This window comes from Microbacterium sp. SCN 71-21, assembly GCF_001725695.1.
Classification (GTDB): domain Bacteria; phylum Actinomycetota; class Actinomycetes; order Actinomycetales; family Microbacteriaceae; genus Microbacterium; species Microbacterium ginsengisoli.
Genome location: NZ_MEGA01000043.1, coordinates 1 through 16,748 on the forward strand (window position 1 = coordinate 1; position 16,748 = coordinate 16,748).

Genomic DNA, 16,748 nt, shown 5'->3' on the forward strand with positions numbered 1-16,748 from the left:
CGGTATCCCGCGTAATGTCAATCTCGGTCTCGCGACCGCCCTCCGTCTCGAATACGACTACGTCGTGATCTCCAACTCGGACGTCATCTACGCGGCGAACTCTCTCGAGGTGATGATGAAGGTGGCCGTCGCGGGCGACGACCTCGCGTCAGTGACGGCGTGGTCGACGAATGTCGACCCGTCCTCGCTCCCGAACGCGACAGAGCTCTTCGCCGAGACGCAGGAGGTCTCGGATCGGATCGGGCGTGTCCTCGAGCAGACATTCGGCACGGAGACGCTTGATATCCCGGCGGGAATCTCGTTCGCCATGATCATCCCCACCCGAGTGCTGTCGGCGGTCGGGCTGATGGACCCCATCTTCGGTCGCGGCTACGGCGAGGAGTCGGACTGGTCGGCGCGGGCGACAAGCGCGGGCTTCCGTCATGTCCTTGCGACCGGCGCGTTCGTCTATCACGCCGGTCGAGGCTCCACTCTCGCTGCCGGGGTAGTGAGTGGCGACGAAATCGCCAACTGGGCGAATCAGCGCATCGTCAACCATCGGTCGCCGATGTTCCGATGGAATGTGGACGGGTTCCTTGCGTCCGGAGCGGTGGAAGTCGCCCAGTCCCGCGCGGTGACTGCCCTCGTCCGATCCGCCGCGGACGAGTCCGGGTATTCCCTGATCACCGCTGCGCGCGACTGGGTCGATCAGAGCCCCGAGATCGTGTCGGTTGCCATCCGTTCTGAGGTGAGCGAGATCTGCACCGCGCACTGGTACGGATTCGTGGCAGAGATCGACACCGTCTCCGCCGACGTCGAAGGCGACATCCGACGCTACTTCGGTGGACGGAATCCGGTGTACAGCAATATCAGACCGCCAGTCTGGGACGTGGCCGGCGCCGCGTACCCCCGCTCGATCTGAGGTTCGGATGACGACGCTTCACGCAGCTTTCAACCCGCGAAAGAACTCCATCGGATTCCTCCGGTGGCTCATGGCATTCATGGTGATCTTCTCGCACGCCGGCCCGGTCGCGGGGCTGTTCGGTGGAGTGGACATCGGCGAGCAGTGGCACGCGGAGACCTCCCTGGGTGGTGTGGCCGTCACAGGGTTCTTCTTTCTGTCGGGCATGCTCATCACGCGGAGCATGACCAATTCGAGCTCTCCCGTGAGGTTCCTGTGGCATCGCGTCGTCAGGATCTTCCCCGCCTGGTTTCTGATCCTCATCGTCACGGCGTTCGCGCTTGCGCCGCTGGCATGGATCGGTGAGAGGGGGACGATCCGGGGGTTCTTCTCGGTCGCGGTCGACTCGCCCTGGGACTACGTCGCGAAGAACTTCACCCTCATGCTCAACCAGTGGGCGATCTCGGGCACCGGCGCCAGCACGCCCGCCGTCGCGCACGGGTACAACACCTGGAACGGATCCGCCTGGACCCTCATGTACGAGTTCGCCTGCTATCTCGCAGTGCTCGTGCTCGGTCTCATCGGGGCTCTCGCAGGGAGGATCGTGGGCGGCGCGATCGCGGCCGGCGTGCTCATGCTGTCGACGTTCCAAGCGCTGCACGTGGGAGATCTGGCGTCGGTCAGCGGCATCCTTGCGAACCATCAGGTTCTTCAGCTCGCCGCACCGTTCGCGTTCGGCACGCTGGTTCAGCTATTCATCGAGAAAGTGCCGTTCAGCGATGCGCTCGGCATGGGGATGCTCATCATCGCCGCAGTGAGCTGGTGGAAGGGCGGGTGGTTCCTCTTCGGACAGTACGCGTTCGCCTATGGCCTCATCTGGTTCGGCACCCGTGTGACCGCGTTGTCCGGATGGGATCGTCGTGCGGACCTCTCGTACGGGATCTACATCGCCGGGTGGCCCGTGATGTTCCTCGCCGCGAGTCTCAATCTCCAGGGGATCAGCAGCGCTGTCTACCTCGCGGTCGTGATCGTCGCGGTGCATGTCTACGCCTACGTGAGCTGGACGCTCATCGAGAAGCCAGCACTCGATCTGAAGAACTGGCGGCCGCGCATCGTGGCGCGCATCGGCGGCCGGCAATCGGTGCCGCCGAAGGCAGGGGGCGTCGCCGCCCTGCGCCGGGTGAGGTTCGTCCCGCTGACTCTTCTGATCGTGGCCACCGCTGCACTGGTCGTGGTCGGCGTGGTTCGGAACGGCGTATGACGTCCGGCGAATCCCCGCGGCGTACCGTGGTCGTCACGGGCGCCGGCGGATACGTGGGCCGCCACGTCGTCGCTGCGGCGATCGACCTCGGCTACGACGTGCGGGCGGTCGTCCGAACCGCCCGTGCGGATGACGTCGACCCCCGCGCGACCATCCTGCAGGCGGACGTGCTGTCGCCCGAGTTCGACATCACCGCGATCGCATCACCCTCAGAGGTCGCCGCTGTCATCCACCTCGCGTGGCAGGACGGCTTCGTCCACAATGCGCGATCGCACATCGAGTCCGTCTCGGCACATTTCCGGTTCCTCGCCGGGCTCGTGGACGCCGGCATCGTGAGGATCGCCGCGCTGGGAACGATGCACGAGGTGGGCTACTGGGAGGGAGCGATCACCTCCACCACTCCGACCAATCCCGTGACGCTCTACGGGATCGCGAAGGATGCTCTGCGACGCTCGCTCTTCGCCGCACTCGAGGATCGCGCGGAGCTGCTCTGGATGAGGGCCTTCTACATCGTCGGTGATGACCGGCGAAGCAGGTCGATCTTCGGGAAGATCCTCGATGCGTCTGATCGGGGCGATCGGAGCTTCCCATTCACCACCGGACGGACGCTGTACGACTTCATCGACGTCGACGAGCTCGGTCGGCAGATCGCGCTGGCCTCGACGGCGGACGGGTTGGTCGGAGTGATCAACACGTCGAGCGGTGTTCCGGAGTCTCTCGCCGATCGTGTCGAGCGATTCATCGTCGAGAACGGCGTGGACATCTCGCTGCAGTACGGCGCGTTTCCGGATCGGCCGTATGATTCCCCCGGTGTCTGGGGCGATGCGTCCCGGATAAAGGCTCTGATCGCCGCGTCGCCGTTCGCGAAGGAGACATGATGGCGCTCGAATACGGGAAAGAACTCGCCGTTCGCACGACCCCGATCCCCGGTCTGTTGGTGGTCGATCTCCCCGTGCATGGGGACAATCGCGGGTGGTTCAAGGAGAACTGGCAACGCGAGAAGATGACGGCGCTGGGGCTTCCCGACTTTCAGCCCGTGCAGAACAACATCTCGTTCAACGACGCGATCGGAACGACGCGGGGGATCCACGCCGAACCGTGGGACAAGTTCATCTCGACCGCGACCGGCTCTGTGTTCGGCGCGTGGGTGGACCTGAGAGCCGGCGCGTCGTTCGGGACGGTCTTCACCACCGAGTTGGACCCGTCCACGGCGATCTTCGTTCCGAGCGGGGTGGGCAACTCCTACCAGACGCTCGAAACCAACACGGCTTACACATACCTCGTGAACGCGCACTGGAGTGCGGACCGCATGGACGAGTACGCATTCGTCAACCTCGCGGACCGCGCACTAGCGATCTCCTGGCCCATCTCGCTCGACCAGGCCGAGCTCTCCGACAAGGACCGCGGGCACCCGCCGCTCGCCGACATCACCCCTCTCACGACCGACTGACGAGGCGGTGGCGTCAGCTTCCGCCCAGACGGCTGCGGATCCGCTGCCCCCAGGACCGGCGAGCGGCGCGTGTCGCCTCCATGCTCGAGACCGCTTGTCGGGCGGCGTCGAGCTCGACAGCCATCTCCGCCTTCGAGGCCTCGACCTCGTCGAGCACGCGTCGGAGCTCGTCATTCGACGAACGTGCGGCGGTCAACTCGGCAGCGAAGGACGCAGCGTCGTGGATGAGTGACGAGACCACCTGCGGCGACACGACCTCGGGCGGAGCTCCCTCGCGGAATACGACGCGTCCGCCCTCGCCGTAGTCCACGGCTGTCAGGCCGTCGGGCACGCGGGTCCGCAGCAGATCCAGGTAGGCCTCGAACGTGGCGGCGCGATGCGCGATCAACTCGGTGTTCCTCGACGACGCAGCGCCCGCGAGTTCGCTGAATGCATCGGAGAGCGACGCGCCGCCAGCGAGGTCGACGCTCACACTGAGGAAGCCGTCGGTCGTGTCTGATCGGAAGTCGTGGCCGAGACTGATGGTCGGAATTCCCTGCGACGCAGAGATGCCGCATCCATGGACACGCGTGGAGATGACGAGATCGTAGGCGCCGAACAGATCGGCGTAGTCCGCGGAGTCGAACGAATAGCGCACGACGTGGTCCGGGAAGCGCTCACGGAGCACCGGGATCTCATCGATGTAATGGGCGACGAACTCGATGGCGACCTCGGAGCCGTAGGCGGCGATCAGATCGTCGATCGCGGCGCACACCTGCTCGTAGAACGCCGTATCGAGTCCGTTCGCCCACACGGCGTCCTCGTAGGGCACGCCGATCGCGATGCCGACGCGTGTCACCCTGGAGTCCCGCGGGGTGGTGGTCTTTCGGGCCCGCGGCGTCGTGACCGCGACGGGGTGAGCCATCGTGCGATGGTCAGTGAGAACGACCAAGAACTCACACAGAAAGACGACACCGCACGATGGCTCTTGACCAGTCTGCCCTCCTCGAGCTGCTCGGGGAACTGAAGCTCACCGGCACCACCGACCGCATCCGAGCCGCGACCGAGCGGCTCTACCAGGAGCTGATCGACGCGGAGACAGCCGCATTCATCGGCGCCGCCCCCTACGAGCGCACGAGCGAGCGCACGACTACCCGCAACGGTTCCCGGCCGCGGGTGCTGTCGACCACGGCTGGGGATCTGGAGTTGCGGATCCCGAAGTTGCGGCAGGGGTCGTTCTTCCCGTCGCTGCTGGAGCGGCGCCGCCGGGTCGACCAAGCCTTGTTCGCGGTCGTGATGGAGGCCTACCTCCACGGCGTCTCAACCCGGAAGGTCGATGACCTCGTCAAAGCGCTCGGCGCTGACACTGGCATCTCGAAGTCCGAGGTGTCCCGCATCTGCCAAGGGCTCGACGCCGAGGTCGCATCGTTCCGCGACCGCTCGCTGTCTGACATCGCCTACCCCTACGTGTTCCTCGACGCGACCTACTGCAAGGTCCGCATCGACCACCGTGTCGTGTCCCAGGCGGTCGTCGTCGCGATCGGCGTCGCCGCTGACGGGCGGCGGGTCGTGCTGGGCTTCGATGTCGGAGACAGCGAGACCGAGGAGTTCTGGAAGCAGTTCCTGCGCTCGTTGAAGACACGAGGTCTGGGCGGGGTGAAGCTGGTGATCTCCGACGCCCACGCCGGACTGAAGAAGGCCGCAGCGACCGTGTTGCAGGGCGCCGCCTGGCAGCGCTGCCGCGTCCACTTCATGCGCAACGTCCTGACCGCCCTCCCGAAGGGCCGGCAGGAGATGGTCGCCAGCGTGATCCGCACGATCTTCGCCCAACCCGACGCCGAGCACATCGATGCCCAGTTCGACGAAGTCGTGCGCATGATCGAGCGCGTCCACCCCAAGACCGCCGTGATGCTCACCGACGCCCGTGACGACATCCTCGCGTTCAAAGCGTTCCCCGCCCGGCATTGGCGACAGATCTGGTCCACGAACCCGCTGGAACGCCTCAATCGGGAGATCAAGCGCCGCACCGACGTCGTTGGCGTGTTCCCGAACAACGCCGCCCTGCTCCGCCTGGCCGGCTCCGTCCTCGTCGAGCAACACGACGAATGGGAAGCCGCCGACCGCCGCTACTTCTCCGAAGCCTCCATGACCGAGCTCACCGCGACCACCCCCACCATCGACGAGGCGGTGATACTCCCCGAGATCACCGCCGCCTAAACTAACGACAGCTGATCATCGCAACGAAGCGAAAGACCACCACTCAAACGGACGCGGCCCGTGTCACCGAGGTGACCTCGCGCGTCGTCGGCGCCGACAGCAGCGCGGGGCAGGGCAGGTACGCGATGTCGAACCGACGCGCAAGCGGGGTCTGGGCGAGGCTCCGGCTGCGTGTGGTGAGCGCCACAGCCTTGCCGAGGGCGACATCCACGAACTCGGGCCGCTCCTCCGGCATGGAACCGAGCCCGAGGCCGATCACGGGGATGCGGTGGCGGAAGACATGGTCGTAGAAGCTCCAGCACCGATCCGACGCCCATTCCGGGCTGCCCGCCATGAGGGCGAGACTCACGGAGGAGAGGTCGGAATCGAACTTGACGGAGTTGCTCGAGAAGCCCAGCCGCAGGTGCGCGGAGAGCCGCTCGTAGAGCGCCCCCGCGGTCTCATCGAGCGGACGCCGGAGGTTTCGGGCGCCGATCGTCGTTCCATCCGCCGGTCGCACGTCCGGGTTGCGGTCGTAGAGCACCGGATCCAGCGGGCCGAATGCCGCGTCGATGATGCGTCGCGTCCCGGCGAGGATGAACTCGTCGCCGGGGTTCCACTGCCGGGTCGCCGAGTACATCGCGAATCGACCTGAGTGGAGCTGAACCGTCACGACAAACGACCGACTTTCGGGGGTGATGAACTACTTTTCCGGGGGGTCAGCGACCTCGCTCGAGCGCCTTCAACAGGTAGGTGCCGTACCCGCTCTTGACGAGCGGCTCCGCGCGCTCGCGCAGCTCCTCGTCGCTGAGGAAGCCGAGCCGCCACGCCACCTCTTCGGGGCATCCGATCGACAGTCCCTGACGCTTCTCGACAGTGCGGATGAACTCGGTCGCCTCGCTCAGCGAGTCGAACGTGCCGGTGTCGAGCCACGCCGTGCCGCGGGGGAGCACCTCGACGTGCAGGGTTCCGCGGCGCAGGTACTCGAGGTTCACGTCCGTGATCTCGAGTTCCCCGCGAGGTGACGGCGCGAGGTTCCGCGCGATCTCGACCACGTCGTTGTCGTAGAAGTAGAGACCCGGTACCGCATAGTTGCTCTTCGGGATCGTCGGCTTCTCTTCCAGCGACACCACGTGTCCGTCAGGGTCGAACTCGACGACGCCATAGGCGGTGGGATCGTCGACCCAGTAGCCGAACACCACGCCGCCGGTGAGTTCCGTGTAGTTGCGGAACCTCGTGCCCATACCCTGGCCGTAGAAGATGTTGTCCCCGAGAACGAGTGCGACCGAGTCGGATCCGATGTGGTCGGCACCGAGCACGAACGCCTGCGCGAGACCATCGGGAGATGGCTGCTGCGCGTAGGTGATCGACACGCCGAAACGCGAGCCGTCGCCCAGCAGTCGCTCGAACTGGTCGGCGTCGTGGGGAGTGGTGATGATCAGGATGTCGCGGATGCCGGCGAGGATCAGCGTCGACAGCGGGTAGTAGATCATCGGCTTGTCGTAGACCGGAACGAGCTGCTTCGACACGCCGAGAGTGATCGGATGAAGCCGCGATCCGGTTCCGCCGGCCAGGATGATTCCGCGCATTCGTCCATTCTCGCGTAGGTCGCCGCCGCACACCAATCACGCAGACCTGCTGGACTACTGTGGATGCCTATGAGCAGACTCCTCGTCACCGGCGGAGCCGGCTTCATCGGGTCGAATTTCGTTCGCTATGCCGTCGAGAACACCGACCACCACATCACCGTGCTGGACAAGCTCACCTACGCGGGGAATCGGGCCTCTCTCGACGGGCTTCCCGACGAACGTGTGACGTTCGTGCACGGCGACATCGCGGAAGCATCCACTGTGGATCCTCTCGTGCGCGACGCGGATGCCGTCGTGCACTACGCCGCGGAGTCCCACAACGACAATTCGCTCGCCAATCCGAGGCCCTTCCTCGACACGAACATCATCGGCACCTACGTGCTGCTGGAGGCGTCACGACGCTACGACACCCGCTTTCACCACATCTCCACGGATGAGGTCTACGGGGATCTCGAGCTCGACGATCCGGCGCGGTTCACCGAGTCGACCCCGTACAACCCGTCCTCGCCTTACTCCTCGACCAAGGCCGGAAGCGACCTGCTCGTGCGCGCGTGGGTGCGATCGTTCGGGGTCCGTGCGACCATCTCGAACTGCTCGAACAACTACGGCCCGTACCAGCACATCGAGAAGTTCATCCCGCGGCAGATCACGAACGTGCTGCGCGGCATCCGGCCCAAGCTCTATGGCGCGGGCGAGAATGTCCGGGACTGGATCCACGCCGACGACCATTCGTCGGCCGTTCTCGCCATTCTCGAGCAGGGGCGGCTCGGCGAAACCTATCTGATCGGCGCCGACGGCGAGAAGAACAACCGCGAGGTCGTCGAGCTCATCCTCGAGATCATGGGCCAGCCTCGCGATGCCTACGATCACGTGACGGACCGCGCCGGGCACGATCTGCGTTACGCGATCGATTCCACGAAACTGCGCACCGAGCTCGGCTGGCTCCCGACGTACGGGTCGTTCGATCACGGGATCGCGAAGACCATCGACTGGTACCGGGCGAACGAGTCGTGGTGGGCGCCGGCGAAAGAATCGACCGAGGCCTTCTACGCCGCACAGGGCCAGTAGTCGCACCCTACCCGCGCCAGGGTTCAGAGCTCGCGGCCGGAGGGGTCACACTCCTGAGGAGAAGTCGGCGTCGACGTCGATCCGCACGAAGCCGATGGCCCGCGGGTCGGGAACGACGTTGAAGGACGTCGCCTGCATCACGTTGTGGAGACTTTGGCCCGACTCGTCCAACAGTGTGGCGTTGACGAAGTACTTTCCGCCCCCGAGAGCCGGGCGCCTCAGGAGCAACGTGAGATCGCATGCCCCGGCGAATGCCGGCGGAGTGATTCCGAGCCAGTCGGTGCCCGTGACGAAGACCTTCTGCCCCATCGCATCGTCGATCTGGATGCGGCATGTCCACGAGGACAGAGCCTCCGCTGCAACGCGCACGGTGATGGAGAGGTCCTGGCCGGGTTCGAGGGAGTCGCCGACCGAGGATCCCGCAGGCACCGCGGTGACATCTTCGATCGCTCCCTGCGGGCGCGCGCGGGTGCCCTTGGCTGCGTCGCGTTCGGCGATGCGGCGCTCCTCCAGCAGGTCGCGGAACTTCGCCACCGCGAGCGACGGCTTGCCGTCGAAGACGACGTGACCCTTGTCGAGCAGAACGCACCGGCTGCACAGCTCGGAGACCTGGTCGAGCGAGTGGCTCACGAGGATGATGGTCCGACCCTGGCGCTGGAACTCGCGGATGCGATCCATGCACTTGCGCTGGAATGCCTCGTCACCGACCGCCAGTACTTCGTCGACGAGAAGCACGTCGGGATCGGTGTGCACCGCGACCGCGAACGCGAGCCGGACGTACATGCCGGAGGAGTAGAACTTCACCTGGGTGTCGATGAAGTCGCCGATCGCTGCAAAGGCGACGATGTCGTCGAACTGCTCCTCGGTCTGCTCGCGGCTGAGCCCGAGCACGGCGGCGTTGAGGAAGATGTTCTCGCGACCGGTCAGGTCGGGGTGGAAACCCGCACCGAGCTCCAGCAGCGCCGCGAGCCGACCGCGCTCCTCGACGGTACCCGTCGTCGGCTCGATGATCCCGCCGATCACCTTCAGAAGCGTGCTCTTGCCAGATCCGTTGTGCCCGATGAGACCGATCGTCTCGCCGGCGAAGATGTCGAGGGACACGTCGTTCAAGGCCCAGAAGTCCTGGCGGTGGCGGCGGCCGGCGCGACCGAAGGTGACGATGCGCTCCTTGATGGAGGAGTCCTTGCGGATCGTGAAGCGCTTCGAGACGTGCGCGATCTTGGCGACTTCGACCGAAGGCAGGTCGTCGGAGGGTGTCGCGATCGCGGGCGGGGGAGTCATCGGGCTCAGAGCTCCTGGGCGAAGTTGCCCTGCAGGCGCACGAACACGCGGTGGCAGAGGATGAGAAGCACGAGGCCGACCACGACCGAGATCCCGAGACGGAGGGCCAGCCCGCCCGGCGACTCGATATCGCCGCCGGCGACCCAGAAGGCTCGATGGAAGCCGAGCACGGCGAGAGTGAGCGGGTTGTTCGTGTAGGCCTCGAGAAGGATCGGGGACGCGATCAGGGTCTTCACCATCGCCCACGAATACACGATGGGACTCGCCCAGAAGAGGAGCATGGTAATCACCTCGACCAGGTACTGGGTGTCCCGCAGGTACACGTTCACCGCCGAGAACAGCAGTGCGAATGCGGTGCCGTAGATCACGATCACCAGCACCGACGGGACTGCGTAGACGAGCTCCCAGTGCAGAGGGGGCTTCCCGACCATGAGTGTCGCGAGGAGGAGCACGATCAGCTGGATGCTGAAGTTGAACAGCGCAGAGCCCACGCTCGACAACGGGAACACCTCGCGGGGGAGGTAGACCTTCTTCACGAGGCCTGCGTTGGAGAGGACCGAACTGGTGCCGCCGACGACGATCTCCGTGAAGAGGCCGACCGCGGACAGACCGGCGAAGATGTAGACCGCGAAGTCGGGGATGTTCTTGGCGGCGCCGAGGAACTGGCCCATCACGATGAAGTAGATGAGCAGCTGGATGAGGGGTCGGATGAGAGACCAGAGGAAACCCAGAGCGGAGTCCTTGTAGCGCGCTTTCAGATCGCGGCGGACGAGGAGTCCGAGCATCTCGCGGTGCGACAGGATGCTGCGCACCGCCGCCCACGAGGCGCCCCGCCCGGTCACGGCTCCGACCGGGCGAAGCGGGATGGCCTCCAGCCGGCGGGCGCGCGAAGCGGCCTCTCCATCTGAGGTCAACATTCCACCGATCCTATAGCGAAAGCATGGCGTTTTCCGTGGTTCTCGCGCAGCCCGAGAGCGCGGTGGGCGATCTCATCAGGGGCCGGTTGGAGTGCGCGCGGTGCCGCATGCGAAGTCACGGAGCATCTTGTCATATGTGCGCTGAATTCCCGCCGGAAGTGTGGTGGTCGCGAGCGCGTCGAGATCGGTCCAGACCGTGGAGCGAACCCTCAGATCGGGGGCCTGCCCTCCCTGCCCACCGCCGGCGAGCACGATCGGAGCGCGGGTTCGACGCAGCCGGGCGATCTCACCCAGTACCGCCCCCACGGACACTGCGGTCCCGTACCCGAGGATCTTCAGTGTCGCGCAGCCGGCCTCGCCCGCCTCGGCGCGCCGCGTGGCGGCCACGGCGATCGCCGCACCGTCGTCGACGAACAGGTAATCGCGGAGGGTGTCCAGCGACACGAAGATCGTGGCGGGGGCGCCCGTGAGATAGCTCCGCAGGGCCACGGAGATCAGGCCCTGGGCCTTCGAGACATCCTGACCCGGACCGTAGAGGTTCGTGATGCGTCCGATGACCGCCCGCCCGCCGGTCGACTCCGTCCACGCCGACAGCGAGCGTTCCATATCGAGTTTCGCCTCGCCATAGGCGGAGGCGGCCCGCGCGGACGTTCGTTCCGTGAACGGGGGCGCGGTCGCTGCCGCGTAGGCGCCGCCGACCGAAGAAGCCAGGAACACCGTCGTGCGGGCGGCATCCTGGCCGCGGAGCGCATCGAGGAAAGCGTGGAATGTGGTGATCTCCCGCGCGAGTTCGGCCGCGGGCGTCGCCGTCACGCCCTTCCCTGCGCACCAGTAGATACGCAACGGTCCCGGCTGGGCGACGAACGTGTCGACCGCGTGTCGGAGATCTGCCTCCGCCGTGTCCGCGTCATCCCACCGGACGCGAGTCGCCCACGTGTGGGTGACCGCGCGCCGGATCGCGGAACCGAGCAGTCCGCCGCCGCCGATCACCCAGTCGGGATTCATCGCTGGTCGTCTGACCTCGGTGCACCGAGAGGCCCCGTCGCCGGGTCGCGGACGATCAGATACGACGGCCGTCCGAGAGCCATGTTCACGGCGACGCCCAGGTACTCGGCGATGATCCCGAGCGCGACGAGTACCGCGCCGGTGCCGATCGCGGTCAGCACCATCTGAGAGGTCCACCCATCCGGAACGTTGCCCCAGACGAAACGGGCGACGGTCAGATAGATCGCGAACAGCACGCCGCCTGCCGCGAAGATCACTCCCAGCCACGTGACCAGACGCAGGCCGCGAGTACCCGACGTGAGGATCATTCGCCAGAAGTGCGCGAGCAGCCGCCTGTAGGAGTACCCGGAGGAGCGGTCGCCCTCCTCGCGCAGGCGGACCGGCGCGGTCACGGTACGACGGGAGACCCACGACAGGGCAACATCGAGGTAGACCCCGGTGCCTGAGTACGCCGCGACGCTGCGTGCGATCTCGCCGAGTATCAGGCGGAAGCTGCTGTAATCGCTCGCGCCCGAGCCTCCGAACACCGACTCGAGGATGCGCTTTGCCGCCTTCGAGGCGGCATTGCGCACGGCGCCGTGGGGCGCCGGGTTGTCGCCGACCCCGTACACGACCGTCGCCCGTTCGCTCAGTGCAGCGTCGAGCAGCACGCTGATCTGGGCCGGGTCGTGCTGGCCGTCTTCATCGAGGGTGACGACCCACTCACCGCCCGAGGAGGCGATGCCGGCCAGCGTCGCAGCGTGCTGACCGAAATTGCGGCTCAACCAGACCGCTTTCGCGAACGGATACTCGGTGATGAGCTCGCGGATGACGTCGTCGGAACGATCCGGTCCGTTGTCCCATGCCAACACGACTTCCTCGACGCGCGCCGTCGCCCCGGCGGGTGTCGTGAAGTCTTCGGTGAGCGGGAGGATCTCGGCGAACAGGTCGCGCAGTGTGCGTTCCCCCTGGTAGACGGGAACGACGATGGAGACCCGGTGCACGTAGCGCGACGTCACGCCATCCTCCGTTTGAGAACCTCGAAGGTCACCCGTCGTAGCCGCGAGTTCATCCCGGCCCGGAAGTCACCGACCCGAACGTCGCCTGCGCTGATGACCTGAGGGTGCTCCGTGCGCATCCAGGCGTGGAAGCGACGAGCCTGCTCGGCCTGCGACGCCGACTGGGCCACGGAGCCCTGATCGGCGTTGAGGCGGAACGTCGCGCCCGTCACGAGATCCGGAACGAAATCGCCCTCCAGGAGCACTCGGGTATAGGTTGCCATGTCGATCAGGTAGGGGGAGAGATCTCCGAACCAGCCGCCGGCGCGTTCGAACGCGTCCCGGCGCATCGTCACGCAGCCCGGTTCGCCCAGGATGTTCCTCCCGGCGCGCACGAGTGCGCGTGCGGTGTCCGTGCCGGCCATTTTCGACTTGACGCCCTGCAGCCCCATCGAGCGGATGAGGACGTTACCCGAGGCATCGGTCACGTCGCGCGGGCACGCCGTGAGGACGGCACCCGGATTGGCCTCGAGCAGTGCGACCTGGCGGGCGAGGATGCCCGGGTAGACGACGTCGTCGGCGCAGACGAGCTTCACGTAGGTTCCGCGAGCCTCGGCCGATACGGCGTTCCAGGCCCGCTGCACGTAGCCCCCGGCAGGGATCTGCACGACCCGCACCCGCGGATCCGCCGCGTATCGTGCGATGACGTCGGCCGTGCGGTCGCTCGACGAATGATCGCCGACGATCACTTCCATGTCGGTGTCGGTATCGACCAGCACGGAGTCGAGAGCCTCGGCGACGTACTTCTCGCCGTTGTAGACGGGGAGGACGACCGAGAGGGTGGGGGAGGTCATGACGAGGTTTCCTTCCTCCGGAAGCTGAAGTAGCGGTGTCCGAAGTAGCTCAGGGTGACCGTGACGACCACGATGATCGCCTGGCTGACGATGGGAGTGAGCCCGACGGCCTCGACCAGAAGCGGCAGGGCGACGAGGTTGATGCCGAAGGCGACGAGCTGCACGACCTCGAAGCGGGCGAGGTCCCGCCATACGTGACCCCGCACTCGGAAGACGAACCGGCGGTGCATCCAGAACGCGCACAGGACACTCGCGATGTGTGAGAACACGAGGGTCGCCATGTAGCCCCACAGGCGTCCCACCGTCAGCTCGAACACCACGAACCAGAGGAACCCCACGACCGTGTTGATCCCACCGACGATCAGGAACGCGACGCGCCGATCCTTGATGAGCTTGAGGAGGAGACCGTCTGGCCCGGATCCCCCCGCGTCGTCGACCTTCGTGATGTCTGCCACCGGATTCGCTTCCTCCGACGCCGGGTCGGTTCGGTGGTCGAGTCTAATGGAGCGATTCCGCGTGCTCCCGTGGTGCTCGTGCACTACGACGGCGCGCGATGAAGACGCGCGAGATCGGCCACCAGATGCCGAGCACGACGGCGATCGCGAGCGAGGTGAGCTCGAGCGTCCACCCCGGCGGGCGGAAGCTGATGGTGACGATCTGCCCGACCGAGGCGTGCGACAGATCCACCGTCAGAAGGTAGCCGCGCACCGGCGCTGCCAGGGCTGCACCGCTGACGGAGTAGCCGGGATAGGCGAGCCGGCTCAGCGTGGCGCTCGGATCGGACCCGAGCGCGTCGATGCGCAGCGTGACTTCGGTGTCCGACTCGCTCGTCACCGTGACCTGCGTGCCCGCGCTCGTCGCCACCACCCCGCCCGCCGTCGGGCCAGGAGTATCGCGTTCGTACACCCACACCGTCGAACCGCTGCGCATCAGATGCCACCCCGGTGCCGCGGGAGGTGCCGTGGGGTATGTCGCGCGCGTCGCGATGATCGTGTTCACGCCGAGCAGATCGGCGACGACTCTGCCGGTCGTCGGGTCAGTCGACAGGAGAGTGGCGTAGGCGGTCTCGCACGTCGAGCCGCGCAGGTCGATGCACAGATCGTTGGTGAAGGCCGTGTAGGGCAGCACCGTGTAGACGTTGCTCACCTCGGTCGGCGAAAAATACCAGAGGTTCCCGACGAGGAGCTCGTCGAAGGACGCGGGATCCCCAACACCCGAATAGACGTCACCGACGACGAACCCGTCGTTGACACCGTCGGTGAGCACCTTCTCCATGGGGTCTGCCGTTGTCGGCGTGGCGAAGGTCGGCAGCGGCGTAGTCCGGTACTCGTAAAGCTGCGGCACGGTGACCGAGATCGTTCCGGCCACCACGACGATCGCTGCGATCGCAGATCTGGTCCCGGGAGGCCAGTTCCATCGCCGTTGAGTGCCGATCAGATAGATCGCGACCAAGGCGATCGTCGTCGCGAGGAAGGTGCCGGCGAGGACCTTCGCGGTCGGGGTCTGCGTCCACGCGAGGTATCCCAGCGCGAGCGTCACGATCAGCATCGCCGTGAGTCCGCGGCGGCCGAGCTTCTGAGGGAATCCGCGCGTGAGCATGACAGCCCAGACGATGACGATCGCGACTGTCAGGTAGGGCAGGAAACGCACCGGCCAGCGAATGGGCCCGATCTGGTCGGGGCCGATGATGATCGCGACCGCGACCGCGGCGAGGACGAGGGGCACGACGAGGTCGCGCCAGCCCCGGCGGAGTACACCCCAGAAGGCGATGGCGAGAGGGAGGGCCCACGAGATCGACATCATCGGCGCGTGCGTCGCGGGGCCCCACCATGCGCCGATGGACATGGTGGCCGTTGGTGAGGCTATCCCGCCGAAATCGGACAGGTCGGCGTTGAGGAACCAGGTCTGGAGGATGCGCGTCGTGCCGCGCGCGGTCACGCCGGCCGTGAGCACACCGGGCAGGAAGACCGCGACGGACACCAGCGCGCCGAATACGGAGGCGTACGCCAGTCTGCGCACCGCCCGCCATTCGCGTCGGACGGCTGCGTCGGCGATGCTGATGACGAGCAGCAGCACCAGCATGATGACACCGAAGACGTAGCCGAACGTGATCAGGAGATAGGCGCTGATCAGATAAGGAAGCGGTCCACCGCCGACCCGGATGCGGCGCACCCCCCACCAGGTGAACGCGAACGCTGCCGCGTTGAACAGACCGGACACCCAGCTTGGCGCGTCCATGTAGACGGTGAAACCCGCGGTCGGGATGATGACGGCGGCAGCGGCCGACCACCAGGCGGATGCCCCGTACGACCGGGCGACCAGGAACGATCCTGCGGAAAAGCAGCCCAATGCCGCGATCTTCACGACGGTCACATACCCGAGGATGTTCGTCGTCGCGACGCTCCCGATGCCGATGACCCAGGCGAGCGGGTTGAACAGCCCCCACTGCCCCTCGGCGAAGTAGTTGCCACCCTGCCAGGCATGCGGATTGAGGATCGGGAACGTTCCCGACTGCGCCAAGACCCCGAGCTCGTGCCAGATGCCGACCGAACCGAGCTGAGTGTCGTCCGCGAAGTAGAACGACGGGGACACGAGGAGTCGTGCGGTCGCGATCGCGATCGTCACGATCACCGCTGCCGCAGCGAGGCCGACCTCGGCCAGCCGGGGGTGTGCGAGCCCGCGCCGGTGGGCTGGGCGTGTCGGGGTGGCGTCGGTCACGAGATGATCCTAGGTCGCGCGCGTCGTGCACCCCGCGGCGGGGAGCGGGGTGGTTTTCGGGCGACGGTACACTTCAGTGTTCGTGCGCGGACCCGGCGCACAATGAAGGGAGCCCTCGTGGATCTGCTCGTCGTCGGTTCCGGATTCTTCGGACTAACGATCGCCGAACGGGCCGCCGCGTCCGGTCGCAAGGTGACCGTGATCGACCGGCGGCATCACATCGGAGGGAACGCCTTCAGCGAGGACGAGGCGAGCACCGGCATCGAGGTCCATCGCTACGGCGCTCATCTCTTCCATACCTCCAACGCGACCGTGTGGGAGTACGTCAATCGGTTCACGACGTTCACGGACTACGTGCATCGGGTCTACACGACGCACCGAGGCACGGTGTTCCCTCTCCCGATCAACCTCGGAACAATCAACCAGTTCTTCCATGCGGCGTTCTCGCCGGACGAGGCCCGCCGCAAGGTGACGGAGCTCGCGGGCGAATTCGACGCCGCCTCCGCCGGCAATCTGGAGGAGCGTGCCATCGGCCTCATCGGGCGCCCGCTGTACGAAGCGTTCATCCGCGAC

At 66.2% G+C, this 16,748-nt stretch carries 16 protein-coding genes and 1 pseudogene; 7 read left to right on the plus strand and 10 right to left on the minus strand.

Annotated features, from left to right (window positions below; translation table 11 throughout):
• Positions 1–121 precede the first annotated feature (121 nt).
• The 4 genes and pseudogenes from ABT08_RS07930 to ABT08_RS07945 all read left to right on the plus strand — a co-directional run.
• Complete coding sequence (locus tag ABT08_RS07930) at positions 122–901, plus strand: glycosyltransferase family 2 protein (RefSeq protein ID WP_288114543.1); 780 nt, start codon at positions 122–124, stop codon at positions 899–901.
• Between the two features lie 7 nt (positions 902–908).
• Positions 909–2,141, plus strand: coding sequence for an acyltransferase family protein (locus ABT08_RS07935; protein ID WP_288114544.1), 1,233 nt, complete (start codon positions 909–911; stop codon positions 2,139–2,141).
• Complete coding sequence (locus ABT08_RS07940) at positions 2,138–3,019, plus strand: NAD-dependent epimerase/dehydratase family protein (RefSeq protein ID WP_056208451.1); 882 nt, start codon at positions 2,138–2,140, stop codon at positions 3,017–3,019. The genes ABT08_RS07935 and ABT08_RS07940 overlap by 4 nt, the downstream gene beginning before the upstream one ends.
• A pseudogene (locus ABT08_RS07945) lies at positions 3,019–3,579 on the plus strand (dTDP-4-dehydrorhamnose 3,5-epimerase family protein); the annotation flags it as partial. The gene ABT08_RS07940 and the pseudogene ABT08_RS07945, both read left to right, overlap by 1 nt.
• Positions 3,580–3,604: 25 nt before the next feature.
• On the opposite strand, the gene ABT08_RS07950 reads toward ABT08_RS07945, so the two are convergent.
• On the minus strand, positions 3,605–4,495 hold the full coding sequence (locus ABT08_RS07950; RefSeq protein ID WP_288114545.1) for a polysaccharide pyruvyl transferase family protein: 891 nt from the start codon (positions 4,493–4,495) through the stop codon (positions 3,605–3,607).
• Between the two features lie 56 nt (positions 4,496–4,551).
• On the opposite strand from ABT08_RS07950, the gene ABT08_RS07955 reads away from it, so the two are divergent.
• Positions 4,552–5,787 carry an IS256 family transposase gene (locus ABT08_RS07955; RefSeq protein ID WP_046746337.1) on the plus strand — a complete coding sequence of 412 codons (1,236 nt, stop codon included), beginning with the start codon at positions 4,552–4,554 and terminating at the stop codon, positions 5,785–5,787.
• Between the two features lie 43 nt (positions 5,788–5,830).
• On the opposite strand, the gene ABT08_RS07960 is transcribed toward ABT08_RS07955, so the two are convergent.
• Both ABT08_RS07960 and rfbA read right to left on the minus strand, forming a co-directional pair.
• Positions 5,831–6,439: a hypothetical protein gene (locus ABT08_RS07960; protein ID WP_288114553.1), complete on the minus strand. Its 609-nt coding sequence runs from the start codon at positions 6,437–6,439 to the stop codon at positions 5,831–5,833.
• Between the two features lie 46 nt (positions 6,440–6,485).
• Positions 6,486–7,355, minus strand: a complete 870-nt coding sequence (gene rfbA / locus ABT08_RS07965; RefSeq protein WP_056518938.1) for a glucose-1-phosphate thymidylyltransferase RfbA — start codon at positions 7,353–7,355, stop codon at positions 6,486–6,488.
• A gap of 69 nt (positions 7,356–7,424) precedes the next feature.
• On the opposite strand from rfbA, the gene rfbB reads away from it, so the two are divergent.
• Positions 7,425–8,423, plus strand: coding sequence for a dTDP-glucose 4,6-dehydratase (gene rfbB / locus ABT08_RS07970; RefSeq protein ID WP_056206469.1), 999 nt, complete (start codon positions 7,425–7,427; stop codon positions 8,421–8,423).
• A 45-nt stretch (positions 8,424–8,468) separates the two neighbouring features.
• Here the strand turns inward: rfbB and ABT08_RS07975 are convergent, their stop codons facing one another.
• The 7 genes from ABT08_RS07975 to ABT08_RS08005 form a co-directional block, all read right to left on the minus strand.
• Positions 8,469–9,704, minus strand: coding sequence for an ABC transporter ATP-binding protein (locus ABT08_RS07975; protein ID WP_056206471.1), 1,236 nt, complete (start codon positions 9,702–9,704; stop codon positions 8,469–8,471).
• A 5-nt stretch (positions 9,705–9,709) separates the two neighbouring features.
• Complete coding sequence (locus ABT08_RS07980) at positions 9,710–10,621, minus strand: ABC transporter permease (protein ID WP_056206474.1); 912 nt, start codon at positions 10,619–10,621, stop codon at positions 9,710–9,712.
• A gap of 75 nt (positions 10,622–10,696) precedes the next feature.
• Positions 10,697–11,626 (minus strand): NAD-dependent epimerase/dehydratase family protein, encoded by a 930-nt coding sequence (locus ABT08_RS07985; RefSeq protein WP_288114557.1) that lies wholly within the window; start codon positions 11,624–11,626, stop codon positions 10,697–10,699.
• Positions 11,623–12,624 (minus strand): glycosyltransferase, encoded by a 1,002-nt coding sequence (locus ABT08_RS07990; protein ID WP_200930830.1) that lies wholly within the window; start codon positions 12,622–12,624, stop codon positions 11,623–11,625. The genes ABT08_RS07985 and ABT08_RS07990 overlap by 4 nt, the downstream gene beginning before the upstream one ends.
• Entirely contained in the window at positions 12,621–13,457 is an 837-nt protein-coding gene (locus tag ABT08_RS07995) for a glycosyltransferase family 2 protein (protein WP_288114558.1), read from the minus strand. The genes ABT08_RS07990 and ABT08_RS07995 overlap by 4 nt, the downstream gene beginning before the upstream one ends.
• Positions 13,454–13,912 carry a GtrA family protein gene (locus tag ABT08_RS08000; RefSeq protein WP_235557391.1) on the minus strand — a complete coding sequence of 153 codons (459 nt, stop codon included), beginning with the start codon at positions 13,910–13,912 and terminating at the stop codon, positions 13,454–13,456. The genes ABT08_RS07995 and ABT08_RS08000 overlap by 4 nt, the downstream gene beginning before the upstream one ends.
• A 43-nt stretch (positions 13,913–13,955) precedes the next feature.
• Complete coding sequence (locus ABT08_RS08005) at positions 13,956–16,175, minus strand: hypothetical protein (RefSeq protein WP_288114560.1); 2,220 nt, start codon at positions 16,173–16,175, stop codon at positions 13,956–13,958.
• Positions 16,176–16,292: 117 nt separating this feature from the next.
• Here ABT08_RS08005 and ABT08_RS08010 point away from each other — a divergent pair.
• A partial coding sequence (locus tag ABT08_RS08010; RefSeq protein ID WP_288114563.1) for an FAD-dependent oxidoreductase occupies positions 16,293–16,748 on the plus strand: 456 nt, incomplete at its 3' end.

Coding starts and splice junctions, on each gene's coding strand:
- ABT08_RS07935 (WP_288114544.1), top strand. CDS start 909: ATGACGACGCTTCACGCAGCTTTCAACCCGCGAAAGAACTCCATCGGA.
- ABT08_RS07940 (WP_056208451.1), top strand. CDS start 2,138: ATGACGTCCGGCGAATCCCCGCGGCGTACCGTGGTCGTCACGGGCGCC.
- ABT08_RS07950 (WP_288114545.1), bottom strand. CDS start 4,495: ATGGCTCACCCCGTCGCGGTCACGACGCCGCGGGCCCGAAAGACCACC.
- ABT08_RS07955 (WP_046746337.1), top strand. CDS start 4,552: ATGGCTCTTGACCAGTCTGCCCTCCTCGAGCTGCTCGGGGAACTGAAG.
- rfbA (WP_056518938.1), bottom strand. CDS start 7,355: ATGCGCGGAATCATCCTGGCCGGCGGAACCGGATCGCGGCTTCATCCG.
- rfbB (WP_056206469.1), top strand. CDS start 7,425: ATGAGCAGACTCCTCGTCACCGGCGGAGCCGGCTTCATCGGGTCGAAT.
- ABT08_RS07975 (WP_056206471.1), bottom strand. CDS start 9,704: ATGACTCCCCCGCCCGCGATCGCGACACCCTCCGACGACCTGCCTTCG.
- ABT08_RS07980 (WP_056206474.1), bottom strand. CDS start 10,621: ATGTTGACCTCAGATGGAGAGGCCGCTTCGCGCGCCCGCCGGCTGGAG.
- ABT08_RS07985 (WP_288114557.1), bottom strand. CDS start 11,626: ATGAATCCCGACTGGGTGATCGGCGGCGGCGGACTGCTCGGTTCCGCG.
- ABT08_RS07995 (WP_288114558.1), bottom strand. CDS start 13,457: ATGACCTCCCCCACCCTCTCGGTCGTCCTCCCCGTCTACAACGGCGAG.